Genomic DNA, 23,509 nt, shown 5'->3' with positions numbered 1-23,509 from the left:
CACAGATCTTGGAACCTGAATTCTTAACCACCAGTTGATTAGTTTGGTTTTTATTTAATAAAATTAACCTTTATTCAAGTCCCGAGAGTTTTTCCATCAACAAGGCGATGGAACTATGGTCTTTTTCTCCATTGCCCAAGGCGAGCAGGGCATCCATGTGACTGGCGACCAAAGCGGAACCATACAGGGGAACGGAAAACTCCTTACCTGCCTCCAATGCGATATTCATATCTTTTCGATGCAACTTGATCTTAAATCCTGGGTTGAAGTTTCGATCGATGATACGCTGCCCGTGCAGGTCCAGTATACGGCTTTGTGCAAAACCTCCCAATAAAGCCTCCCTCATCTTGGCCAGATCCACACCGGCCTTCTTTGCAAGGGTGAACGATTCGCTGACGGCCTGTATAGTCATTCCTACGATCATCTGATTGCAGGCTTTGGTCATTTGACCTGCCCCCGCATCACCGATCAGTACGGCACTCTTGCCCATCACCTGAAAAAGAGGCAACACCGCTTCAAATGCCTGTTGATTTCCGCCACACATGATGGAAAGGTTCCCTGTCTCCGCACCTACTTGGCCACCGGAAACCGGCGCATCGATGGCTTCGACGCCTTTTTCCTGAAGTCTATCATAGATTTCCCTAGCCGCTGACGGGGCGATCGTCGACATATCCACAAAAACAGTTCCCGAACGAATTCCTTCGTACACACCTTCAACCCCAAATACCACCTTCTTTACCTCCGGGGAATCGGGCAACATGGTAATTACTACATCGGAATTTTCGGCCACTGCTTTACTGCTTTCAAACAATTTCGCCCCGTTGGATTCCAGTTCACTGGCTGCCGAACTGCTCTTAAGTACATTCAGCGCGTAGCCAGCCTTGATTAAATTTAGCGCCATGGGTTTTCCCATAATGCCCAGTCCGATAAATCCTATTTTCTTCATAGTTGATTGTTCATCTATATGTTTGTTAACCGATTGGTTTATCCAATCGGCGAGCACCTCACTCACCAAGGTACTAATCTAGCGGTAATTCCCAAAACCGGAGTTCAAATTCCAGAAAAGAAACCAGTCTAGGCCTCGGTATCTGCCGCTAAAAGCAGCGCACTTATATGGCCATAGGCAAAAGAGAAGGCCTGTAGATTTGCCCCCGGCGCATCGGAGTAAGGAACATGATCAGGCATAACCATCCCATCGTATTCGACATCCCGAAGAGCACGTACGACGTGAAAGAAATTCATGTCGCCGTTATCTGGATATACCTCCTGAAAATTATTCCAGCCTCCTTTGATGTTCCTCAGGTGTACGTTGAAGATTTGCTTTCTTTTTCCCACCCATTCGATGATGGGAAATATTTCAGTGGCTGGATCCTTTAGCCCTTCCGCTATTGATCCAATGCAAAAATTGAAGCCATGATACGGGCTGTCGTATAATTGGGCAAAACGCTTTATTCCTTCAAACACATCCGGGCTATTCCATCGGGTTATTCCCCGAAAACCTGGTTCTACGGGAGGATCTGCAATGTGATTGGCCAATTTAACCTTATATTCCTCGGCTACTGGCAAAACCCGATCAAGAAAATAGGTTATGCGCTCAAATATCTCGTCAATCCCTACTATCCCGGCAATGGTAAGCGGCTGCTCCTTTCTCAGGGCTTCCTCATAGTTCCAAGTGCTGTAACTGGCAAAACCCCGCTTTGGGTCAATGGTACGTTCGGTTCGGAGTACCGGTAGAATGGTTGTATTGTAGTTTAGCACCTTGATGCCGGTCTTGGCCGATACCTCGATCATCTGCTGTACCATTTCAATTTCCCGATCCCTTTCCGGACTTTTCCCCAGCATGATATTGGGAATGATAACCCGATCAATACCCGCCGACGTGAGCGGCAAATGGTAGGCGTCCAGATTTATCCCGTATTTTTCACAGGCCTCTTTTTTTCTTAAGGAGTCTTCCAGGTCCCATCCCTTGCCCTCCACAAAAGCGGGCATGCCGCCATCCAGGTGAAAAACACCATGTCTCGCCTTAAAGGCCAAATTCTCCTCCGTGGTTCCGCCGGATTGGCAGCCCAGCTTCATGAGTACTTTTTTGGGTTTTGCCGTTGTTGTTGATGCTTCCTGGGCATCTTGGGAGGAAGTGCAGCTTGACAAGGTTTGTCCCAGTGCAATGGCACCGACAGAACCCGCTGAAAGGAGTTTAACAAAGCTTCTCCGTTGAATTGTCTCTGTTTTTGCTTGGTTTGAATTTTGGGTCTTCATGTGTATTTCTATTTAAGGAGTGGTTACAAATTTAAATCAATGGAAACAGCTTGGCCGCCAGCATAATCACAGCTAGCCCGGCGAAGCCCATAATGGTTAAGAGTGGAGAAAATGTTTTTAGGGCTTCCTTTTCGGTCAGGTTACTCATCTTGCAGACGATCCAAAAACCACTGTCATTCATCCAGGGCACAAGCTTGGAACCGCATGCAATGGACAGACCTAGGTACAATTGATGATACTCCAACGAGGTCGTGGCCATGCCAGATAGGATACCGGAGGCAGTGATCATGGCTACGGTTGCAGAACCCTGTGCCGTCCTGACCAGTGCTGTAACAAAGAACGCCAAAGGGATCAACGCCATCTGATACCCGGTGGTGAGTTCCGCAATTCTGCCGCTGATTCCTGTTTGTTGGAGCATTGCCCCAAACGCCCCCCCGGCTGCCGTAATAAGGATAATCACCCCTGCACTTGTCAATGCAACCTGCACCGATTTAATGACCTGATCCTTCTCGCTGGACTTTTGCTGCACTACGGTAAGAATGGCTGCCAATGCACCCAAAATCAACGCAAGGTTCTTTTCTCCGAAAAAGAGCACCGCCTCAATGGCCCACTTCGTCAGGCCACCGGTCAAAAGGATGCTTTCGGGAGTGAAAAAGGTTTCCAGACCGGCCTTTAAGCTGATCAATCCGAGCGGAATAATTATGGGTCCAAGGGAACTCAGCACTCCCGGCAAAGAGGAAACATCTTTTTCAGCCAGCGCTTTGATTTCGGATAAGGGTGCTTCGGGGGAATCCCGCAAGGGTATTTCCCAGCGTCGATTGGCCCAGACGGAAAAGAAATACCCTACGGCAATCGTCACCAACCCCACCAAAAAGCCTCCCACCATCATCATTCCGATGGGTATGTCCATTTCCGCAATGAGAAACAGGGGCCCGGGAGTTGGCGGTACCAGCGAATTGGCCATAGCGGCACCTGCCGTTACGCAAAGCACGAGCAAGAGGTAGTTGCCCTTTAGCTTCATGGCCATGGCCTTTGCCAATGGGATCATGAGGTAGAACACCGTGTCAAAAAACACGGGAATCCCCAAGAAAAAGCTTCCACTGATAAACGCTACAGGAGCCTTTTGCTCTCCGGTAACCCTCAGAATAGACCGAACAATGCGCTCGGCGGCACCACTCACCAACATACATTTGCCAATTATGGCGGCCATGGCAATCAATATACCGATCTGCCCGGTGGTGGTTCCAAACGCAGCGGCAATGCGATCTCCGATCGGACGCGCCGCTAGGCTCTCGGCAGCGGACTGACTCATGCCTCTACTAAGTCCGTATTCCACTATGGAGGTCTCCGGCGTCATCCAAGCGACAACCAAAGCAGCCAAAAGCAGTGCTAAGAATGGGTTTAGGCGGAAGGCTATGATGCCACCAATGACCAAAACCATTCCGATCAATAAGATAATCAACGGGTCATGTAGCATATCCATCAGTTGGGATCAACCTTTCTTTTTTGCTGATTAAGCTTCTTGGCCAGGTCGGCAGCTCCGTTCGCCACAAAAGTGGCGTCAGAACTACAGGCGATCAATTGGATGCCCATTGCTTGGTATTTGTCGAATTCCGCCGGATCAAATAACAGAATTCCCGTAGCCTTACCCGCATTTCGTGCAGCCGTCAGAATACGATCCAAAGCAGCGGTGAAGGTTGGATGATCCAATTGCCCAAAAATACCCAGCGACATAGACAGATCTGCCGGGCCAATGAACAATACATCTACCCCTTCGATGGCAGCAATCGCCTCGACCTGATCCACGGCCTCCTTGGTTTCAATCTGTATGATTCCCAGTAGGTTCTCGTGGGTAAGCTGCCGGTATTGGTCAAACTGCTTTCCAAAGCCGGTGGCACGCACCATTTTGGCCACGCCACGGTGACCGAACGGGGGATAGTGTATTCCTTTGATCGCGGTCTCCGCATCCTCGACCGTCTTGATCTGAGGGCACATCACTCCTTCCGCTCCCACATCCAATACCCGGTGTATGCGCTGTTTGGCGACGCTTTCCACCCTTACGATCGGTGCCGCTCCCGTATGCTCCAACGCCTGAAGTTGATGGAGCAGGTCCTTCGGTTCCCCTGCCCCATGCTCCAAGTCTAACAGTACCCAGTCGAAACCGGCCAGGCCCACAATTTCAGCTGTAACAGAACTTCCTAAATTCAGCCAGCAGCCAGTCAGTGTTTCTCCTGCATTCAATCTTTTTTTCAATCCTTTCATAATCTGGGTTTACCGTGCGTGTTTTTTTGTTGTAAAAAGTAAGTATTTATTTAACAAAAAACTACTTCACGTCCCACCAAACCCTCGTATCCATGATATTCGGTCCCTGACGGGCAATGGCGGCCTCCACATTGTTCGCATTTACGTTCAACTCCGCATCGGTATAGCTGAGCCGTCGAATAAATGCTTCGGTTTGCAGGTCACTGCCCGGGAAGGGATTGGGAGTAAGCTGGGGATAGCCAGACCTTCTAAAGTTTGCCCAGGTTTCCGGACCCAAAAGAAAGGTGGACACCCAATATTGGGTGTTGATCTGTTCCAGCTCACGGCCTTGCACCAATGGGTTATTTTGTATGTATTGCTGAATTGCGGCGGCAGGTACCGCGGTATTGGCACCGTAGGTCGTCAGCTGCTGCATATGGGCTTCAATCCCCCTGGCAAAGAACTCAGAGGCACTGCCACCAGTCCATCCCCTGTGGGCGGCCTCTGCAAGGAGCAACTGGGTTTGACTGTAGGTAACCAAAAAACTGGGAGCCTGAATGGCCGCCATGCGGGTTCTGTCCAGCTGGGAGTAATCCCATAAACTGACAAGTCCGCTTGCTTGCACCGCTGAACTGATGGTGGTATTGTCATACCCCAAAGGCATGCCAATTTGTATGCCAGGATCCCGGTTGGCAGCAGCCGCTGTCTGGCCTGCTCCGCTTGCCGCTCCCACATAACGAACAGCGATGGACGCCAACCTGGGATCTGCTGTTACTCTCAGGTGGGTAACAAAATCCTCCGCCAAGTAAAAGAAGGCAGACTGTCCGCCATTCAATTGGGCACCGATATTATTGGTGAAATTGGCTGTATGCCGAATGATGGCATTGTCTGCATTGGATTGCATAAGGCCCCCACTTACCGCCTTGGCAACGTATTCAGCCGCTTTGGTGGGGTTTACTTTGGAGTGTCTCATGGCAGCGCGGAGTAGTAGGGAATAGCCGAATCGTTTCCATTTGGCCAGATCGCCTGAGAAGAGTATCTCAGAGGCCACAGCCGGCCCGGAAACATTGATGGATGCAGAGGCATTATCAAGTTCCTTAAGTATATCGTCGTAGATTTCTTCCTGCCGATCATAAACCGGACTGGTGATACCGTCAAGAAACACCCTACCGGCTTCGAAATAAGGTACATCCCCGTAGGTGTCGGTCAGAATCATAAACGTGTAGGCCTTCCAAATCCGAAGTAACTGCCTCAGATTGTCATATTGTGGCCTGCCCTCTGTTTGATTTAGAGCCGTCACCAGATTCTTGATCCCCTCTCTGTAGCCACGTTGCCAGTTGCCAGCGGCGACGTTGCGGTTGTCCTGGTTGAAATTGGCAGCAGCGCCGACGCCACTGAATGGGGTGATCATCTGTTTGACGATGGTCGTTTCGTAGCTAAGGTTGCCGTATTGGGGCGCGGATGCGACCATTGCGGTATTCAACATAAACACAGGCTCAATGGAGGTCAACGCATTCGGGTTGATGTTCATTTCGTCGAACCCGCTATCACATGATACTCCTACCCAAAGGCAAAGCATCAAATATATACATCGATGGATCGTTTTCATGATTTTCCGTTTTTTCACAGGTTAGAATTTCAGGTTTAGGTTAAAGCCAATGCTTCGGCTCACGGGAAGTCCGGTGGCTTCCAGGCCCATCAAGTTGTCGGATGGGAATCCGAACTGATCTGGATGGATATGGGGAACCCATTTCTTGATCACCGCCACGTTGTTTGCAACGGCGTTGAGGCGCATACCTCTTACGGGAAAATTGCTAGGCAAAAGGCGGGTGAAGTCATAGCCCAGCGTGATCTGTCGTAGTTGCCAGGATCCCGCATTGAATATCGACAGCTCGGAAAGTACCAAGCTTCGCATGGACTCGTAGTATAACTGAACCGGCGTTTGTCTGGTGTTGATTTCCCCATTCGGATTAACCCCTTCCCCTATCACATAGCCCACATCCCTGCCCGGAAGCGTAGCCTTGTCAAGCCCATGCCTGTAGGCGTTCATATGCGTCCCGGAGTTTAGCTTATGGCCCAGTTTGAAATCAATCAAAAAGGACATGTTGATGCCTTTATAATCAAAGCCATTGGTGAACCCTCCTACCCAGGTAGGTATGGCACTGCCAAACTCCATTTGTTCAGGGTTCCGGAGCGGTCTTCCGTTTCCTGGATCGTGCACGACTCTACCTTGGGCATCCCTCAACAGGCCAAAACCATAGAGTTGGGCCATGGGCCTGCCGACTACGTGGCGCAGCTCGCCATGAAAATCGGCCGTTCCTACTGTAATGCTGTTGTCACTTACATCAGGACCCAAGTCGAGTACCTCGGTGATATTGTAGGCGGCATTGAAGCTGGCATCCCATCTGAAATTCTGAGTTCTGATCGGATTCAAATTCAACAACATTTCCACTCCTTCGTTTTGGCTCTTTCCTACGTTGATCAATTGGGTCAGGAATCCGGTTGCGTCCGAAAGCTGTGCCTGAAGGATTTGATCCCTAGAAAGCTTATGGTAGTAAGTCACCTCAAAACCAACTCTGTTGTCAAAAAGCTGCATTTCCAGGCCAAATTCCCTTTCCTGAACCGTCATCGGCCTAAGGTTGGCGTTTGGCACTACTGAACCGGCTATACTGCCCAACGGTTGGGGTACGCCATTGGAATTTGGGAACTGCTGTGCGTTGATGTTAAAGAAAAGGTTGTTCGAATACGGCTGAACATCCGTATCACTGCCCACTTCCGAGTAAGCGGCCCGAACTTTACCAAAGCTTATCCATTCCGGCAACGTGGACCCAAATGCTTGGGAGAAAATAAAACTGCCCGTAATGGAGGGATATAGGATGGATCGATTGGCAGGTGATAGGGTCGAAAACCAATCGTTTCGAAGGGTTCCGTTTATATAAAGGAATTCCTTGTAGGAAACCTCCGCCGAACCATACAGGGAGTTTACCTGCCTTTCGGAAAATTGATAGATGGGATCCCTCACTCGGCTGTTGCCAATCGTGTAAAGGTCTCTGGAAAAGAAATCCTGCACATACACATTGTGCCTGCTAAAGCGCCTGTACATTTGGTTGCCGCCCGCATTTACCAAAAACCCGAAATCACCGAATTTTTTATTTGCACTGATCAGGAAATCGGCATTCACTTCTCTCACATTGGTAGCATCCTGCACATATTGTCCGTTTACAAATCCCGCCGGTGCAGGTACCTGCCGCTGCGTACCATGGGGAAGGTTGTATTCCTGTTCCCTGGCAAAGAAGTCCTGCCCTACCCTACCTTGAACAAAGATCCAATCGGCGAGATCATATTTGGCCGTGATATTGCCAAACACCCGGTCACGTTCGATGTTCTCAAATCTTTTCAACGCAAAGTACGGATTGGTTCGGTTGGTAAACCGGGACCAAATGTTCTCATTGCCGTTTGGATCCTCGGCGTTATCACGAAGAATATGCATAGGCATCGAATTGGCCAGGGTATAGATGATGACCGGGCTATAGTCCTGCTCTGCGATATTGGGTGGATTACGGCGCAGCTCCTTCGAATAATTGATGTTTCCCCAAATCGTGAATTTTTTAGCCACTGTCTGCGTAAAACCGAAATTTATTGTTTTGCGATTGAAATCCGACTCCGGCATGATCAGCTGGTTATCCATATTGGAAATCATCACGTTGAACCCCCCGTTATCGGTAGACGAGGCGACGGTGAATGAATTCGTCCAGGTAAAGCCATTCCGGTAAAACTCTCTGAACTGATTACGCTGAGGTTCGTAGGGCACTTCCAGGTTGTCAAACAGAATATGTGTCATTCCCGGCTGAAACCGCTCTCCAAAACTCCAGACCCCCGAGGTGGGAAAAGGTGCGGTGGGCCTTACCCCGTTTTCCCCTTGGCCATATTCAAATTGGTAATCCCTAAAGTCCATGGGCGTATCGTGGGTGAAATTCGAATTGAATTCCACCGTAACACCCTTACCGGTGCCCCGGTTTTTTGTGGTTATCATGATTACTCCGTCCTTTGCCCTTGAACCGTACAGGGCGGATGCTGCGCCCCCCTTCAATACAGTCATGGACTCGATATTATCTGGATTGATACTGTTCAATCCATCTCCACCGTCAGAGGTACGGTTGCTGCCACGGTCTGAAAAATCACCTCTGGCTCCAAAATTGGTGTTGTCCAACGGAATCCCGTCCACGACGATCAGCGGCGAGTTGTTGCCTCCGAAGGAGGATTGGCCCCTGATCCGAATTTTGCTGGTACCTGAGGGTCCTGTGCCCAAGGAGGTGATGTTTACACCTGCCATTTTTCCCTGAAGTGCATTCATGAAATTGGGAGTTCGGTTAATGGTCATTTCATCCTGGCTTACCGTGCTGGTCGAATAACCGAGGCTTTTGGCCTCTCGTTTGATGCCGAGTGCTGTTACCACCACCTCATCCAATCCGGTCAGGTCCTCCTGCATGGTGATATTGATCACAGTCTGGGTACCGACGGCGATACGCTGGTTTCTAAACCCAATAAATGAAAAGACAAGTGCCCCGCCTTCTGGAACTGTTATGGCATAGTTGCCATCTAAATCGGTTACCGTGCCCTGCGTCGAGCCCTCTACCAACACAGAAACCCCCGGCATGGCCATCCCATTGGCATCAGTCACTCTTCCCCGCACGTTAATATCTTCACGCTCCATTTTGGGATCCTTCGCCGGACTATCCAAGCGCACGTGGATGTTCTGGTTTATCAGTTTAAACCGGAAGGGAGATTGAAGGGAAACTTCATGAAGAAGGTCATAAAGCGAAATTCCCCGCCTATCCACAGAGATTTTGGCGTCTGATTGCAATACGCCTCTGTCATAGACGAATTTTAGGCCAGTTTTCGCCTCTAGGCTACGAAACAGCTCCTTTGCACCCACCTGACTAAGCGTAAGGGATACCTGCCTGTCCATGACGTGGGCGTCCATGGTTGCTTGGGAATTGTTACGTGCAATAGCCAAGGAACCTAGGCCTTGGGATTGGACAACGAATGGGGTACTTGCCAGCATCAGCAGACAAAGCAGCATGATTCGGGTACCGATGTGTTTGGGTGGTATATGCTTTTTCATGGTCATTTGGGTTGATTTTTGTTTAAATGAGGTGTTGCTATACTATTTCTATTTGAATTTTAAGGTCACATTTTTTCCATTTATCTGATAATCTAGGGGATATACAAACTTGAGCCCATGAAGTATATCCTCCAGTTTCTCATTGTCATAGCTGCCGGTAATCTTCCAGGTTTTGCTTGGTGACCCAAACACCTGAATGTTGACGCCATACCATTTTTCCAATCGATCGAAAAATTCCGAAAGACTGGCCTCGCGGAAAAGTAGGATCCCATCCGTCCACGCAATAGCCGACTCCACATGGAAAGGCTCCAATAGATAGGTTCCTGATTTCTTATCCAGAGACAACTGTTCACCTGGAGTCAGCACTCGCTTTTCATGCGCCAGGTGCTTATCCGAAAAATTCACACGTAGCTTACCTGTTACAAGTGATACCTGCGTTTTAAACTCACCCATAATGGCCCTTGCATTGAAACTGGTACCCAAAACCTCGACCAATACCCCATCCATGCCAACCTGAAACGGCAGGGTATCCGGAACCACGTCAAAAAATGCTTCACCCACCAAATCAACCCTTCTGACTCCTCCGGTGAAATATTCAGGAAACGTCAACGTGGACTCGTAGCTTAGATGAACGAGGGTGCCGTCCGGCAATTTGATCTTGGATTTTCTCCCTCTCGGATTCTCAAAGGTCAAAAGAGTCGGCACTTGCTCTACATATGCATCCACCTGCTGGGGAAATATCTTCTCAAACCCCAACCCACCCAACAGACTTATCAGTAAAATCGCCGCAACACGTACCCACTGCGTACTAAACCAATTGCCAAAAAAGTCCAACTTAAAGTGTAAACCCACACGTTTCTTGGCATCACCCCTGAGTATGGCCCCCAACATCTCCTCGGTCTCGGTTTCCGACAGTTGCCCTGATCCAAAATCCAAGCGGCGTACAAACTCAAACGCTTTATCGAAATCCAGTTGCTGATCCGGATGGTTTTTCCGCCAATTTTGCCAAAACCTATCCGTGTCCAGGTTAGGATACCGGACCCAACGGACAAATTCCGCATCGCCTACCAATCGAATAAAAATCGGGTTATTGGGGTTCATCGCAGCCAATCAGTTGCTATTTATATTCATAAGGAACATTTGTTTCAAATGATACCAGATTTGACAAACTTTTTTTTGAAAAAAATTTTTAGTAACAAATTCTGTACACCCAGGGCTACCTCAAGAAATTGTTTAAACTGTGGAAATAACCCCTGTGAGCATGGCCTTCCGGATGATATTTTGTAATTTTAGTTGCCAAATGAAAAGTTAATCAGTATGAAGATTAAGCTATTCGGAATAGCCAGAGAGATAGTGGGCAGCGCAGAACTTATTCTTCCGCTGGATCCTCCACCAAAAAATGTAAAGGACTTCAAAAGATGGCTCTGTGAAAGCTATCCGGAATTTTCTGAATTGAGGTCGCTGGCCATTGCCGTAGATCATGAGTATGCAGATGACGACGTAATCCTGCCACCAAACGCTGAAATCGCTCTTATCCCGCCGGTAAGCGGAGGCTAATCCTATGATAAAACTTGTCGACCGTATAGACCTCAATGAAGCCTACCAGGCCCTTCAGCATCCCGAAGCGGGAGGCATCTCGATCTTTGTGGGCTCGGTACGAAACCATGCCCACGGGAAAGGGGTTCATAGATTGGACTTTGAAGGGTATGAGCCCATGGCGCTGAAAGAAATGGAAGCCATTGCCGAGCGGGCGCAGGATCGCTGGCCAATCAAGCAGTTGGTGATGGTACATGCCTTGGGTCAAATGGCCATAGGTGACCCAGTGGTGGTGGTAGGAACTGCTACCGCCCACAGAGATGCTGCGTTTGAGTCCTGTAAGTTTCTGATCGATGAACTGAAAAAAACAGTGCCCATTTGGAAAAAAGAGTATTTCGACGATCAAACTGTGTGGGTAAACGCCCATCCCTAATCCGAAAGCTATGCCACAACAACTCATAGACCGTTACGGCCGGGTGTTAAACTACCTGCGTCTTTCCGTAACTGACCGATGCAACTTTAGATGTTACTACTGTATGCCGGAAGAAGGTGTTGCTTTTGTGGCACGAAAACAACTGCTGACCTACGAGGAGTTAACGTATTTGCTGGAGATTTTCACAGCATATGGAGTCGATAAAGTCCGTATTACAGGCGGGGAGCCTTTTGTTAGAAGGGATTTGATGGGATTTTTAACGACCATCAGCCGGCTTGATGGTCTTAGGGAAATCACCCTAACCACCAATGGATCGCTCTCCTCCGAGCAGATCGATTCACTGATAACCCTAGGTATTCGAAATGTCAACATAAGCTTGGACTCCTTGGACAAACAGCGCTTTTTTCAAATCACCCGAAGGGATAAGTTCGACGAAGTGGTGGCCGCAGTAATGTACATGGTAAAAAAGGGGATGCATGTTAAGCTAAACGCGGTAATAGCAGAGGGGAAAAATACGGAAGACATCCTTCCCTTTATCGAACTCACAAAGGAGCATCCGGTTTCCGTCCGGTTCTTGGAAGAAATGCCATTCAACGGTTCTGAGACGTTTGAGATTCCGAAATGGAACCATGTGGTTATTAAGCAACACATAGTGGACCACTACCCCAACCTTATCAAAGTAGACGATGGAAAAAACAGTACCTCGGTGAACTATCAAGTTCCGGGCTACAGAGGAACCTTTGGGATCATCGCCTCCTACAGCCGGACGTTTTGCGGCACCTGCAACCGACTGCGGCTTTCCGCCACAGGAGAACTCAGAACCTGCCTATATGGTAAGCCTGCGATCAATCTGAGGGATCTGATCCGGTCGGGAGCGAATAGGGATGAAGTGGTTAGTGAACTGCTCCGAGCCGTCGCAAACAAAGAAAAAGACGGATTCGAGGCAGAGGGAATCCTAGCCTCCGCACCCAAAAAATCCATGTCGTTTTTAGGTGGCTAAATGGTGGAAAAAGACACTAGGTACATCCGGCAGGAACAGATCCGAGGGTTTGGTCGCGAGGGACAACAACGGCTGGCAAAGGCCAGCGTGCTGGTAGTCGGGGCCGGGGGACTTGGCGTTCCCGTTATCCAATACTTGACGGCCATGGGGATTGGCAGCTTGGGAATCGCGGATGGAGACCGTGTGGAGATCACCAACCTGCACCGTCAGGTCATTTACCAGCCCAATCAGGTAGGGCAACTAAAGGTCGAAGTGTGCAAACAATGGGTGAAAGCCCAAAATCCATCCATCATTGTAAGAACCTTCGCGGAGTTTTTGACCGTATCCAACGCCCTTTCCGTGATCGAATCCTATGACCTGATCATAGATGCTACCGATAATTTTGAGGCAAGGTATTTGATCAATGACGCCTGCGTTATCGCTGGAAAACCATTCGTGTACGGAGCACTGCAGGGATTTGAGGGCCACGTAAGTGTTTTCAATTTCCAGTCAGGCCCAACCTATCGCTGCCTCTACCCGACCCCGCCAAATGCAGGACAACTCCCCGACTGCAACCAAGCCGGCGTGCTGGGCATAGTGCCGGGAATCATCGGTTCCTTTCAGGCACTGGAAGCGGTTAAGGTAATTACGGGTTTTGGCCAATCCCTAAGCGGCTCGCTTTTGGTTATTGACCTGCAGGATCATAGCAACTATAAACTAAAAATAAAAGAGAACCCCGCCAACCGGCAACTAAAAGAGCTTCAGGACTCCTACGGTCTTCAATCCTGTCAACTGGAAGGTGAAATAAGTCCCGACCTTTTGGCCTCCTGGATCCTGTCGGAAAAAGAGTTTGTACTGATCGATGTCCGGGAAGTCCACGAATTTCAACACGAGCACCTCGAAAAGGCGGCTAATTGGCCGCTTTCCAAAATTGATTCCTCATCGATGCCCTATGACCTGGAAAAGCCATGGGTGCTGATGTGCCAGGTTGGCAGCAGAAGTAAAAAGGCGTTGGATATACTCAAAAGGCGATTTCCAAACCTAGAAATACGTCATTTACACGGAGGACTGGCGGAGTGGCGGCATGAAATGGGCGACCTTTACGTAGCAGAATAATATGATACCAGTAACCCAAGCACAGAATTTAATCAAAAGCCATTCCTTTAAAGCAGGTGTTGAAACCGTACCCATCGCAATGGCTTCGGGAAGGGTATTGGCAGAAGATATCTTGGCCGATCGGGATGCACCGCCTTTTGATCGCGTGACTATGGATGGAATAGCTATCCGATCAAGTGAGCTGGGGCCGGGAAAGTCATTCCTGGTTGAAGGAATCCAAGCCGCCGGACAGCCCCAACAAACAATACAGGATCCGGCCCATTGCATGGAGGTTATGACCGGTGCTGTGCTTCCGGCAGGTGCCGATTGTGTAATCCCCTATGAACAGGTAGAGATTGACAACGGAATAGCGTCGCCCATATTGGAGGAGGTGCTTCCCTTTGCCAATGTGCACCGGCAGGGAAGCGATGCGGGTCGAGGCGATACGCTTCTTCCAGTGGGAACACTACTGCATGCAGGTCATATTGGATTGATGGCGTCTGTGGGGATTTCCAAGGTGTGCGTCGTCCGGTTGCCCCGTGTGGTCGTTTGTGCAACAGGAGATGAACTGGTACCCATAGATTCAACTCCGCAACCCCATCAAATCCGAAATTCCAACTCATCTATGTTGCTGGGCGCCTTGCAGTCATTGGGGGTTTCCGCCGATTCGGTACACCTGCCCGATGACAGAGATCTACTGGTGGATAGTTTGGATCAGCTAAAAGACAGGTACGAGGTCCTGCTTTTCTCAGGTTCGGTTTCCAAGGGCAGATTTGACTACCTCCCTGAGGTACTACAGTCGTTGGGTATGGAAAGGAAAATCCACGGTGTGGCCCAACGGCCCGGGAAACCCTTCCTTTTTGGAACCTTTCAAGATTCCGTGGTATTTGGCTTTCCAGGCAATCCGGCTTCCACATTGGTGTGTTTTCACGCCTTTTTCACACCTTGGTTCAGAGCCAATCAGGGCATCGAGCAATCACCTGTAGAAGCAGAACTGAATTCTACGATTACGTTTCCGAAACCTCTTACCTACCACTTGCTGGTCAATGTATCCAAAGAAAACAACAGGATGGTAGCTACTCCCGTGCAGAATTCCGGGTCAGGTGATCTGATACATCTAGCCTTGGCAGACGGATTTATTAGCTTGCCACCCGAGAGAGGACGGTTTGAAAAAGGGGAATCTTTTCAACTTACTGTATGGCGTCCAATCTGAATTAATTTTTGATTGGAAGGGCCGCGAGGACTACTGTAAAGAAAAGACGGAATAGCTGGAACCTATTGGTTAGCAATATTATAGATTATAGAGGGCATTCTATTCCTTAAAACAAATCAATGAAAGAGATTAAGGAAATAATTAAGGCATTTGACCAAGCCCAAACAGTGGGTGAACAAACGGCATTGGCCACAGTGGTAAAAGTGGAAGGCTCCTCCTACCGCAGGCCCGGTGCCCGTATGTTGGTGACTGCGAGTGGCATGCTCACGGGTGCTATCAGCGGAGGATGCCTGGAAGGCGATGCGCTGAAGAAAGCGCAGTTGGTAATGTTCAAGAAGCAAGCCATGGTGGTTACTTACGATACGACCGATGACGATGACGCAAAGTTCGGTGTGGGTCTGGGGTGTAACGGAATCATACATATTCTCATCGAGCCGATTGATCCTGAAGCCGAAAACCATCCCGTCAACCTTTTGAAAAAGCTGACGGCAAACCGAAATGACCATGTGTTGGTCACCTTTTTTGATCTTGAAAACAAGCGGGAGCAACAGCTCGGCACTTGCATACTCGATACCGGCCACGGCCGGATTACCGATGGATCGTCTATCCCCTCCATCGATGGATTGGCGGAGGACATTCGGACAGTTTGGGCCGATCAGCAGTCGTTGATTGTTCAGTATAGTGCGGAACAGCCCCTACATGCCTTTATCGAATGGGTTCCTGCCCATTTATCCCTGGTAATCGTAGGTGCGGGAAACGATGCCATTCCCCTGGCGCGCCTCGCGGAAGTACTCGGCTGGGAGGTGTGTGTGTTGGATGGAAGAGCCACTCAGGCCACGAAATCCAGGTTTCCGCGGGCTGACCAAATCCATGTGGTACCCGCTGAGGAGGCTCACTTTCACATAAGCCGTGACAAGCGGACAGCGGTTGTTTTGATGACCCATAATTTCAATTACGATCTCAGGGTAATGGCTTCTTTGCTTCCAATGGAAATCGCCTACTTGGGGGTATTGGGACCCAAGAAAAAACTGCAAAAAATGGTTGAAAACCTCGCAAATGAGGGAATAGAGATTTCGGATACAGACAAACACCGGATCTACGGACCCGCAGGACTAAACATCCATGCGGAAGCACCGGAAGAAATCGCGCTCTCCATCGTCAGCGAAATAAAGGCAGTGCTTTCCGGCGGGGACGGATCATTTTTAAAGGATAAAGAGGGGCCTATTCACCAACAGGATCGCCATCGGGTTTTCGGGAGGTAGTATCCAAGGGCTGTAAAAGTACTTCTTCACCAATCCAATACACTAACAACGAGCTTGTTACCATCTAAACCCCACAGAAAGCTCCTCCAATACAGCTTGATAATCGTATTGAACATCCTCGTGCAGGGTGCCAAGGACTTTCTCAAGCTTTTTGAGCTGTTGTCTGTAGAGATTTTCAATGACCGGATGCCGAAAGCCCAAATAGCCATATTCACGGAGAGATTGGCAAAATGCAATCAGCAGCTCCACGTGCGTGGTTTTATCTTTACTGAATGACAGCAACTTGTTCAAGGTACGCCTGGCGGATTGGGCTGATTTCTTGGCGGTATGGTAATTTCCGGAATAGCCTTTCATAAAGGCAGTCTGCAATTCAGCCAAGGCTTCCCGAAGGAATAGGCCAGGCTCATGCTGTTCGTAGAGTTTAAAATACAGCAGGGCTTTGTTGTCCTTATTGAACTTTGCCAACTCCAACAGAAGCCCTACCAATTCCTTTTCTTCTTTCGAAAGCAGTTCTTTCTTAAGGTCATTTAGCGAAGGTAGCTCCATATTTAGATAGAAAATTGGGGGTTTCAGATCAAAGATAGCCAAAAGGGCTTTTTATGAAAAAGGAAATAAGGTAACTTTGATTTCATCAGAATTTCAAAAGCTATGCATTTAGGAATATTTTCAAAGACTTTTTCGGGCAATCCCGACAGGATCTTCCAGAAGGCCAAGCTATTGGGCTTTGATGCACTTCATTATAACATGGTGAGTTCCGGTCTTCCCCCACTGCCCCCATCGGTACCCCCTTTCAAAATCGACGAAATCCAAACCGCCAAAGGACGCTATCCATTGGATTTGGTGGGTCTTTCGGCCACCTTTAACCTAATTCATCCGGATGAAGCCGAGCGGGCCGCGGGTCTTGCTTCGCTCAACGTTCTCTGTTCAGTGGCCCAGGATTTGGAGATATCCATGGTTACCCTTTGTACGGGTACGCGCGATCCGCACGATATGTGGAGGTGGCATCCCGAAAACCACTCCAATGAGGCTTGGGCCGACCTGCTTACGATGATGGAGCGCTGTCTTCTTACCGCTGAAAAATACGGAGTTAACCTGGGCGTTGAGCCTGAGTTTGGCAATATTGTAAACAGTGCAGATACTGCAAAACGACTGGTAGACGAGCTTCAAAGTCCTTTGATCAAAATCATTTTTGATCCGGCAAACCTATTTGAGACAGCATCCTCCATCGCTGAGGTCAACGAAAAGATTGATGCAGGCTTGGATCTATTGGGAGATCTGGTAGCGGTGGCCCACCTGAAGGATAAAATGCTGGACGGAAAATACGTTACACCGGGGATTGGTGCTGTTGACTTTCCGTTCTTCTTCGAAAAGCTATCAAGCATTGGCTATTCCGGTTCTTTTGTCATCCATGGCATCGGAGAAGAGCAGGTGCCGGAAGCACTACGTTACCTTCAACCCATTCTTCACGCCAGTTTTTCCGGATTACCCGATGGAGCGAATATTTGAGCATAACCATATTCAGTTCAATTACCTGGATCAAGGAACGGGTCAGGCATTTGTATTCCTTCATGGCTTGGGGGCATCTATCATTCAAGCAAAGGAGCTATGTAATGGCATGAAAGGACATCGCATCGTTTCCATGGACTTTCGTGGCCATGGAAAGTCAAAACGTTTCATAACCGAATCCGATGCCCAAATGAAGGTTTTCGAGTCGGATATACAAAATTTATTGGCCCACTTGGAAATAGAGAAATTTTTCTTGGGAGGCCTCTCCCTTGGAGCGGCCATCAGTACCCGGCTAGCCTTATCCCAGCCTGAAAAAATCAAAAAATTGGTCTTGATCCGACCCGCTTGGATCCATGAAAAAGATCCGGCCCATTTTGAACCCCTTAAACTTATCCACGACCTCATTCAAAAATATGGGCTGGCCGCAGGACGTGAGTATTTCCGGGAGTCATTACTTTTTCAGGGATTGGTTCAGACAGATCCTGGCTATGCAGACTCCTTGTTGGGTCATTTTATCAGGCCTCAAGCCGGTACATCCTATGCGTTGCTGAAACATATTCCGGAGGACAGGCCATTTGAGGACTGCAAGACGCTTGCCCAACTCACGATGCCTTCCCTGGTAATCGGCAGCGACGACGACCCACTACACCCTTTTTCCTACGCGCAGACCTACCAAACACATCTCGGTAGTGCACGGTTGGAAAAGGTGTCCTCCAAATACCTGGATGCCGAAAGGCATAATCGGGAAGTCAGGAAACTGGTTCACGACTTCTTGGCACAATAGCTTCCGAGTCAAGGGATCTCGATAAATACCTTTTCCACTCCCCGCATGATGCGATTTCGAAGCCGGTCTTCGTTGGAAACCAGAATCTCTTCTACCGTACCGATCCATAGGGCGTTGTTTTCAGTGGCATCTACCAAATGTAGCGTAACGGTTCCTTTTTTGTAGGTGCCCAGTTCTACCGTTTCCGATTTCCAAGAATACCTTCTCTGCCCGATGTAATTGAAGGTTCCGGGGTCCGTAACCAGTCCGGTTTCCCGTGTCTGGGTTTGTTCCTCTACCCACACGCCAATGTTGACCCATACCTGAGGGGACTCTTCATCACGCAATAAACCTCTATAGGCCATTTGTTTGGCGATCTCCCCTTTAAGGAAATCAATGCCCGCCTGATAATTATCCCCTAAGTCCCCGGAGGCGTCCGTTTTGTAAAAATCAAACGTACTGTATTTTTCGAGCACAAAATCCTCGGCTACCTCTGTAACCTGCAGCTTGGAGGGACTGCATCCGAGCAATCCGACTAGGATCCACCCGAAAATAAAGGCTTTATGGTTCATATAGGATATTCATCATGGTCAATAAACATTCCACGCATGAATTTAAAAAAATAGAACATAAATGCCAATCCGCTCCCTACCGAACAGATTGGCACTACGAGAAATGATGGACGACAGCTAGGCTTTTGGAGCAAGCTTAACTTCCACAGCGCTAAGTCCCTTCGGGGTTTTTTCCGTATCAAAGGTGACCAAATCTCCCTCAGCTACCTGATCAACCAGTCCGTTGACATGAAAAAATATACTCTCCTGGGTGATTTGGTCTTTGATAAAACCATACCCTTTCGAGGTATTGAAAAAGGAAATTTTTCCCTTACGGATGGTATCCTCCTCTTCCTCTGATTCGGATTTTCGGGAAACACTGACCTCTATACTCTCAAGATCCACCTCTTCCATTTTCCGGTGTGGGTCTGGCGGAGTATCCGTGATATTGCCATCCGCATCTACGTAGGCGATCATATCGGAAAGGTCTCCACCCTTATGGGTACTGGTCTTACGGGCTTCCTTCTTTTCTTCCTTGTCTTGCTTCTTCTTAAGTCGTTTCTTTTCTTTTTCTTTTTTGTTAAAAGTTTCTCTTGATTTTGCCATTAATGTGTTTTGGTTTCAAATTAAATTTTTGGGACATAGAACGGCTCCCAAATTTCGGTATATACACCGGCCAAAGGGAGGAGCGTTAAACTCTGAGATGGAGGGATGCGGATACCTCGGTACAACCGTACCCGTAGGCTACATTCAGGATATTAGTACAAATTAGCATATTTTTCCGGTTTTTTCCTATCCCTAGAAAAAATTACGCCAAAATATTAAACACGGTCTCACAGTGCTCTACCATCGAATGACCTCGTTAATTAGAAAACGAAACGTTTCCCTGAACAATAAAGGCGTGCACGCTTCGAAACCGCCTTTTTGTCCAGTACTTTAGTCTCTAAATGCTTTGACCCGCTTAACCCGCTGTTCATCGCCTTTCATATCATAGGGCAATGCCCATACACGACCCCGGCTATCTCCAAAGTACAGCCTGGATTTACTAAAGGCGTCGGGATTGCCATCGGCCCAAAAAAATCGGAAGGGTTCCGCTCCTGAGACCACCCTTCTGGCATAGTTGTGGTTTCGGATACTGTTTTTGGTGATCTGCCTTTCCCTAACCCAGGTCCTTCCCCCATCACGTGACTTCCATTGCACCAGTTCACCTCCGGCACCCCACCGTTGTGGGCTATTATCCGTAGGACCCACCACGGTCCATTCATTTCCTTCCACCCAAATACTGCCACTGTCATAGTTTTGGTCAGATTCGGTGATCTTTGTGGTTTCCCATTTGTCTCCCGTCCAATGTATGACACTCCAGGACCGGGGACCATTCTCCGGTCCCGGTTGGTGCCCGGGCCCGGAAACAAACAACGCTACGGGATGTCCATTTTCGTCAAACCCAACATCCTTGATATATACATTTATTTCCTGGCTAAAATATTCCGCTGCCAGTGGCTGACTATTTACTTCTGCGACAGGAAGTGTAAGCGGCTTACCATCGATCGTAGTCCAGGTTTCCCCAAAGTCCGTAGTTTGCATGTAGTAAATATTGGTTCGCCTATCTACATTTCCATCTGGGTGCCAATTGAAGAAAAAACCAATTTTATCCCCTAATTGCCCCGAAATCTGATAGTGCCCACCCTGCGTGTCGCCCTCTCTTCGGATGCCCGCCAATTTTTTATCTTCAGTCCATTCAAAACCATCCGGGCTGGTCTCAAAATACAACTCCCGCAATCCGGTGTATTTCGTGAATAGATTCAGAAAACCCTTACCAGCAATGAACTTGGGCTGGGGATAGGTCATTTCCTCTTCTGTAATCTGTTCGAAAGCATTGATTTGGTAGGGCTCTGTACTTCGGTATTTGTATCCCATTCGCCTTCGGCCCCGACCGCTTACGAATACCCACAGGTGACCTTGGTCATCAATGGCCAAGCTTGGATTGTCGTGTGGATCGTCCACCCCGCCTTTGTCGTGAACTACCACGGGTTTAGATACTTTCTTGGTCTTATGGTCATAGCTTCCGATCATACACAACAAGTATCGATCCGATTCGGAGGTGGTACCTCCATATACAAAAAATGTCTTCTGAACAGCGGGGGCATAAATGGCGAGGGGAATGTGCTTGGCTGTATAAGTTCCCAATCCGCCGGAATACTTATCGCCATATTGGGAAAACTGTCCCAAGGTAAACCAGATTCCCTTGTATCCATCTACCACAGTCCCATTCAACTCACCCTCTTGCTGGGCGTGGGCAGGATGGAAAAGAGTGAAATAAAGGACTAGTGAAAAAAATACTTTGGTCAATTGGGTTGAGGACATGGCGTGAATGGTTAGCGTTGGCACTAAATAAGGTGCTCAAAACTAATCAAAAAAAGCCAATACATCGAAAAGGTAAGCAGTTTAACATCGGCTACCTACCCTAATGATAAAATCCCTTCAGCTCCTCTTTTTCCTTTAACTTTTGAAAACTCTCCACATTGAAAGGCTTGATCCAAAAATCTATCACCTGCGAATATTCCTCGGATTTATCTCGCTCGGCCTGCTCTATGGAGGATGTGATGATGACGACAGAGTAAGTAATTGGAAGGTTCAACGTATCCAGTTGATCCAAAAATTCCCACCCTGACATGCCCGGCATATTGATATCCAGGAGAATCAGGTACCTTTTTCCCTCCTCGCTCTTTTTCAGGAATTCTATGGCCGCTTCTCCATCCCCATAGGCTTCGATCTCATCGATGAATCCAGCCTTCTCCATCAACTTCCTTTGCAATAATATCACAATAGGATCGTCATCAATCAATAATATCTTCACGGCGGTACGGTTTTTTAAACGAAAGGTGATTCTAAAATCCTTGCTCTGTATTGCTTCTACAAAAACACTTTCAAAAAATTAATCAGCATTTTTGTATATTCAAAATACATTTTTCCAAATGTAAATCAACTTTCTAAATAAAAAAATATTCGTTGAATTTTTTTTAGCGCACATGTTGACATTCCTCATTTAATATAGTTTCAGCTTGGTTTTATTACATAAAAAAACCAACTATAACTCTATAAGGATTATAGGATTGACTGGTATAACGAAATGAAATCGACGCTAGTGCTTACGAGAGATTATGATGGAAAACCGATTCATAATGGGGAGAGTTCAAGAGGATTCCTCCGCTTTTTTCATAAAAGGTATTGTCCGTTGGGTACACACCGTTTACGGTTTTTATCCAGGAGCCATCGGCCATGGGGTGATGGGAAAGCATCCTCTCCCAATTCTTATAATACTGATGTCCATTGGTTTCCTGCAGCCCAAGATTCATTTCGGGAAAAGGGGCAAGGCGGGCAGCTACATTTTTGTTCCAATCTACCAAAATGGGATTGACCGTGAGATCTGCGCAAAAGCATGGAACGCCTTTTTCATAAGCCGCTTGGGCGATCTTCATCGTCATACTCAGCGTCTTGGCAATGGCCTTAACCGCGATAGCGGTGTAGCCTTGTTCAATCCTTGCCAGTGCATCCTCAACGGTGTGCGCACTTTCGTCCGCAGCCACCCGAACGCCCAAATCCCCTACATAGGTCTCGTTATCTTCACCGAAAGGCTCTTCAATAACCGCAATTTGATCAAACGCACCTATTTTTTTCGCATGATCAAGGAAACGCTCCAATGTATCCTTCGTTTCATACCGTTCATTTGCATCGAAATAATAGGGAATTTTCCCATTTTCTGTATAGGGCGTTTCCAGATGGCCTAGTGCCTTATGAACGCCGGTTAAAAACTCGATGTCCTTTTCGAGCATCTCTTTCTGGGTACCGGCCGATCCTGTCTTAAGTTTCATGATAAAATGCCCCCTATCAGCTGCTGCTTTTACATCCTCTATGTTTGCCCCTACACTAAAGGAAGGGATGCTGGCAACTTTATCGTGTCTATGGGACAACCCCGGCTTATACGCCTCAGGGATCATTTCGTCAAAATTCCGCATGCCATTCTCGGCCGCATACATCATCCAAGCCGCATTGTCCACACTTACCAGCGCGTTCAACGCAAAGGTCTTTTTTAGATCCTCCCTTCCGGTGATCTTTTTACCGTAGGCATATACCTCTGGAAACAAATCCTCCAACAACGTCACCGGATCGGTAAAGCTATTACCCTTGAGCAGTTGAAGCGCCCGTTCGGTCATCGCATACATCAATGCGTTGCCACCATTGACAGAATGGGAGAAGAACACCCTTTGGTCGGACCACAAGGTACCCTGCGTTCCGATGCCGATTTTATGTAATCCGCTGGCAGACTTTAGGAAGGACATTACCTGCCAGGCTTCCGAAATAGCACTGCCTTTAAATCGGTATGGTGTGAGCAACTCTCGCTCAAAATTCGAATCAACATGGGTAATTTGGATGTTCTTAAGGGACTGCTTCATAGGACGATTTGTTGTAAACGAAAAAGAGGAAACCCCTGCGGCACCCAGTACCAATGCTGATCCAGTCTTTCCGATAAACGCTCTTCTGTTCATAG

The 23,509-nt window shown here is 48.2% G+C and carries 21 protein-coding genes; 8 read left to right on the top strand and 13 right to left on the bottom strand.

Annotated features, from left to right (window positions below; all coding sequences use genetic code 11):
* Window positions 1-70: 70 nt before the first annotated feature.
* The 7 genes from ADIS_RS06130 to ADIS_RS06100 form a co-directional block, all read right to left on the bottom strand.
* Window positions 71-946 carry a 2-hydroxy-3-oxopropionate reductase gene (locus tag ADIS_RS06130; protein WP_035804884.1) on the bottom strand — a complete coding sequence of 292 codons (876 nt, stop codon included), beginning with the start codon at window positions 944-946 and terminating at the stop codon, window positions 71-73.
* 128 nt (window positions 947-1,074) lie between these two features.
* On the bottom strand, window positions 1,075-2,256 hold the full coding sequence (locus ADIS_RS06125) for a mannonate dehydratase (RefSeq protein ID WP_010853508.1): 1,182 nt from the start codon (window positions 2,254-2,256) through the stop codon (window positions 1,075-1,077).
* Between the two features lie 31 nt (window positions 2,257-2,287).
* Window positions 2,288-3,733, bottom strand: coding sequence for a GntP family permease (locus tag ADIS_RS06120; RefSeq protein ID WP_010853507.1), 1,446 nt, complete (start codon window positions 3,731-3,733; stop codon window positions 2,288-2,290).
* Window positions 3,734-3,738: 5 nt separating this feature from the next.
* A complete protein-coding gene (locus ADIS_RS06115; RefSeq protein WP_010853506.1) occupies window positions 3,739-4,518 on the bottom strand; it encodes an HpcH/HpaI aldolase family protein in 780 nt (259 codons plus the stop codon).
* 61 nt (window positions 4,519-4,579) lie between these two features.
* On the bottom strand, window positions 4,580-6,106 hold the full coding sequence (locus ADIS_RS06110) for a SusD/RagB family nutrient-binding outer membrane lipoprotein (RefSeq protein WP_010853505.1): 1,527 nt from the start codon (window positions 6,104-6,106) through the stop codon (window positions 4,580-4,582).
* 21 nt (window positions 6,107-6,127) lie between these two features.
* The gene (locus ADIS_RS06105; RefSeq protein ID WP_010853504.1) at window positions 6,128-9,628 is read right to left on the bottom strand and encodes a SusC/RagA family TonB-linked outer membrane protein; all 3,501 of its coding nucleotides are present in this window, start codon (window positions 9,626-9,628) and stop codon (window positions 6,128-6,130) included.
* Between the two features lie 42 nt (window positions 9,629-9,670).
* Entirely contained in the window at window positions 9,671-10,723 is a 1,053-nt protein-coding gene (locus ADIS_RS06100; protein WP_010853503.1) for a FecR family protein, read from the bottom strand.
* Between the two features lie 216 nt (window positions 10,724-10,939).
* On the opposite strand from ADIS_RS06100, the gene ADIS_RS06095 reads away from it, so the two are divergent.
* From ADIS_RS06095 to ADIS_RS06070, 6 genes are all read left to right on the top strand, one after another.
* A complete protein-coding gene (locus tag ADIS_RS06095; RefSeq protein ID WP_010853502.1) occupies window positions 10,940-11,179 on the top strand; it encodes a MoaD/ThiS family protein in 240 nt (79 codons plus the stop codon).
* Between the two features lie 4 nt (window positions 11,180-11,183).
* The gene (locus tag ADIS_RS06090) at window positions 11,184-11,591 is read left to right on the top strand and encodes a molybdenum cofactor biosynthesis protein MoaE (protein WP_010853501.1); all 408 of its coding nucleotides are present in this window, start codon (window positions 11,184-11,186) and stop codon (window positions 11,589-11,591) included.
* 10 nt (window positions 11,592-11,601) lie between these two features.
* A complete protein-coding gene (moaA, locus tag ADIS_RS06085) occupies window positions 11,602-12,591 on the top strand; it encodes a GTP 3',8-cyclase MoaA (RefSeq protein WP_035804882.1) in 990 nt (329 codons plus the stop codon).
* Window positions 12,592-13,686, top strand: coding sequence for a HesA/MoeB/ThiF family protein (locus ADIS_RS06080; RefSeq protein WP_010853499.1), 1,095 nt, complete (start codon window positions 12,592-12,594; stop codon window positions 13,684-13,686). It abuts the gene before it with no gap.
* A gap of 1 nt (window position 13,687) precedes the next feature.
* Entirely contained in the window at window positions 13,688-14,878 is a 1,191-nt protein-coding gene (locus tag ADIS_RS06075) for a molybdopterin molybdotransferase MoeA (protein ID WP_010853498.1), read from the top strand.
* Window positions 14,879-14,997: 119 nt separating this feature from the next.
* Entirely contained in the window at window positions 14,998-16,140 is a 1,143-nt protein-coding gene (locus tag ADIS_RS06070; RefSeq protein ID WP_010853497.1) for an XdhC family protein, read from the top strand.
* 57 nt (window positions 16,141-16,197) lie between these two features.
* On the opposite strand, the gene ADIS_RS06065 is transcribed toward ADIS_RS06070, so the two are convergent.
* Window positions 16,198-16,686, bottom strand: a complete 489-nt coding sequence (locus ADIS_RS06065; RefSeq protein ID WP_010853496.1) for a hypothetical protein — start codon at window positions 16,684-16,686, stop codon at window positions 16,198-16,200.
* A 102-nt stretch (window positions 16,687-16,788) separates the two neighbouring features.
* Here ADIS_RS06065 and ADIS_RS06060 point away from each other — a divergent pair, with 102 nt between their 5' ends.
* Together ADIS_RS06060 and ADIS_RS06055 are read left to right on the top strand one after the other, a co-directional pair.
* Window positions 16,789-17,646, top strand: coding sequence for a sugar phosphate isomerase/epimerase family protein (locus ADIS_RS06060; protein WP_010853495.1), 858 nt, complete (start codon window positions 16,789-16,791; stop codon window positions 17,644-17,646).
* Window positions 17,630-18,430 carry an alpha/beta fold hydrolase gene (locus ADIS_RS06055; protein WP_010853494.1) on the top strand — a complete coding sequence of 267 codons (801 nt, stop codon included), beginning with the start codon at window positions 17,630-17,632 and terminating at the stop codon, window positions 18,428-18,430. Before ADIS_RS06060 ends, ADIS_RS06055 begins: the two co-directional genes overlap by 17 nt.
* A gap of 8 nt (window positions 18,431-18,438) precedes the next feature.
* Here ADIS_RS06055 and ADIS_RS06050 read toward each other — a convergent pair whose 3' ends face one another.
* The 5 genes from ADIS_RS06050 to ADIS_RS06030 all read right to left on the bottom strand — a co-directional run bounded on the left by ADIS_RS06050 (window position 18,439) and on the right by ADIS_RS06030 (window position 23,507).
* Window positions 18,439-18,981, bottom strand: coding sequence for a DUF4136 domain-containing protein (locus ADIS_RS06050; RefSeq protein ID WP_010853493.1), 543 nt, complete (start codon window positions 18,979-18,981; stop codon window positions 18,439-18,441).
* Window positions 18,982-19,098: 117 nt separating this feature from the next.
* Entirely contained in the window at window positions 19,099-19,566 is a 468-nt protein-coding gene (locus ADIS_RS06045; RefSeq protein ID WP_010853492.1) for a cold-shock protein, read from the bottom strand.
* Between the two features lie 330 nt (window positions 19,567-19,896).
* Window positions 19,897-21,324 carry a BNR-4 repeat-containing protein gene (locus ADIS_RS06040; RefSeq protein WP_010853491.1) on the bottom strand — a complete coding sequence of 476 codons (1,428 nt, stop codon included), beginning with the start codon at window positions 21,322-21,324 and terminating at the stop codon, window positions 19,897-19,899.
* Between the two features lie 100 nt (window positions 21,325-21,424).
* Window positions 21,425-21,817 (bottom strand): response regulator, encoded by a 393-nt coding sequence (locus ADIS_RS06035; protein WP_010853489.1) that lies wholly within the window; start codon window positions 21,815-21,817, stop codon window positions 21,425-21,427.
* A 292-nt stretch (window positions 21,818-22,109) separates the two neighbouring features.
* Window positions 22,110-23,507, bottom strand: coding sequence for an enolase C-terminal domain-like protein (locus ADIS_RS06030; RefSeq protein WP_010853488.1), 1,398 nt, complete (start codon window positions 23,505-23,507; stop codon window positions 22,110-22,112).
* Between the last annotated feature and the right edge of the window lie 2 nt (window positions 23,508-23,509).

Origin of the sequence: Lunatimonas lonarensis (genome assembly GCF_000390185.1) — a bacterium.
Taxonomy (GTDB): domain Bacteria; phylum Bacteroidota; class Bacteroidia; order Cytophagales; family Cyclobacteriaceae; genus Lunatimonas; species Lunatimonas lonarensis.
Note: the sequence above shows the minus strand (reverse complement) of the source record. Positions and strands in the feature narration are given on the sequence as shown.

Excerpts from the sequence above, each read along its gene's own strand:
- ADIS_RS06065 (WP_010853496.1), bottom strand. The coding sequence starts at position 16,686 with ATGGAGCTACCTTCGCTAAATGACCTTAAGAAAGAACTGCTTTCGAAA.
- ADIS_RS06120 (WP_010853507.1), bottom strand. The coding sequence starts at position 3,733 with ATGCTACATGACCCGTTGATTATCTTATTGATCGGAATGGTTTTGGTC.
- ADIS_RS06030 (WP_010853488.1), bottom strand. The coding sequence starts at position 23,507 with ATGAACAGAAGAGCGTTTATCGGAAAGACTGGATCAGCATTGGTACTG.
- ADIS_RS06125 (WP_010853508.1), bottom strand. The coding sequence starts at position 2,256 with ATGAAGACCCAAAATTCAAACCAAGCAAAAACAGAGACAATTCAACGG.
- moaA (WP_035804882.1), top strand. The coding sequence starts at position 11,602 with ATGCCACAACAACTCATAGACCGTTACGGCCGGGTGTTAAACTACCTG.
- ADIS_RS06050 (WP_010853493.1), bottom strand. The coding sequence starts at position 18,981 with ATGAACCATAAAGCCTTTATTTTCGGGTGGATCCTAGTCGGATTGCTC.
- ADIS_RS06090 (WP_010853501.1), top strand. The coding sequence starts at position 11,184 with ATGATAAAACTTGTCGACCGTATAGACCTCAATGAAGCCTACCAGGCC.
- ADIS_RS06060 (WP_010853495.1), top strand. The coding sequence starts at position 16,789 with ATGCATTTAGGAATATTTTCAAAGACTTTTTCGGGCAATCCCGACAGG.
- ADIS_RS06080 (WP_010853499.1), top strand. The coding sequence starts at position 12,592 with ATGGTGGAAAAAGACACTAGGTACATCCGGCAGGAACAGATCCGAGGG.
- ADIS_RS06075 (WP_010853498.1), top strand. The coding sequence starts at position 13,688 with ATGATACCAGTAACCCAAGCACAGAATTTAATCAAAAGCCATTCCTTT.
- ADIS_RS06055 (WP_010853494.1), top strand. The coding sequence starts at position 17,630 with ATGGAGCGAATATTTGAGCATAACCATATTCAGTTCAATTACCTGGAT.
- ADIS_RS06110 (WP_010853505.1), bottom strand. The coding sequence starts at position 6,106 with ATGAAAACGATCCATCGATGTATATATTTGATGCTTTGCCTTTGGGTA.
- ADIS_RS06130 (WP_035804884.1), bottom strand. The coding sequence starts at position 946 with ATGAAGAAAATAGGATTTATCGGACTGGGCATTATGGGAAAACCCATG.
- ADIS_RS06070 (WP_010853497.1), top strand. The coding sequence starts at position 14,998 with ATGAAAGAGATTAAGGAAATAATTAAGGCATTTGACCAAGCCCAAACA.
- ADIS_RS06040 (WP_010853491.1), bottom strand. The coding sequence starts at position 21,324 with ATGTCCTCAACCCAATTGACCAAAGTATTTTTTTCACTAGTCCTTTAT.
- ADIS_RS06045 (WP_010853492.1), bottom strand. The coding sequence starts at position 19,566 with ATGGCAAAATCAAGAGAAACTTTTAACAAAAAAGAAAAAGAAAAGAAA.
- ADIS_RS06105 (WP_010853504.1), bottom strand. The coding sequence starts at position 9,628 with ATGACCATGAAAAAGCATATACCACCCAAACACATCGGTACCCGAATC.
- ADIS_RS06115 (WP_010853506.1), bottom strand. The coding sequence starts at position 4,518 with ATGAAAGGATTGAAAAAAAGATTGAATGCAGGAGAAACACTGACTGGC.
- ADIS_RS06095 (WP_010853502.1), top strand. The coding sequence starts at position 10,940 with ATGAAGATTAAGCTATTCGGAATAGCCAGAGAGATAGTGGGCAGCGCA.
- ADIS_RS06100 (WP_010853503.1), bottom strand. The coding sequence starts at position 10,723 with ATGAACCCCAATAACCCGATTTTTATTCGATTGGTAGGCGATGCGGAA.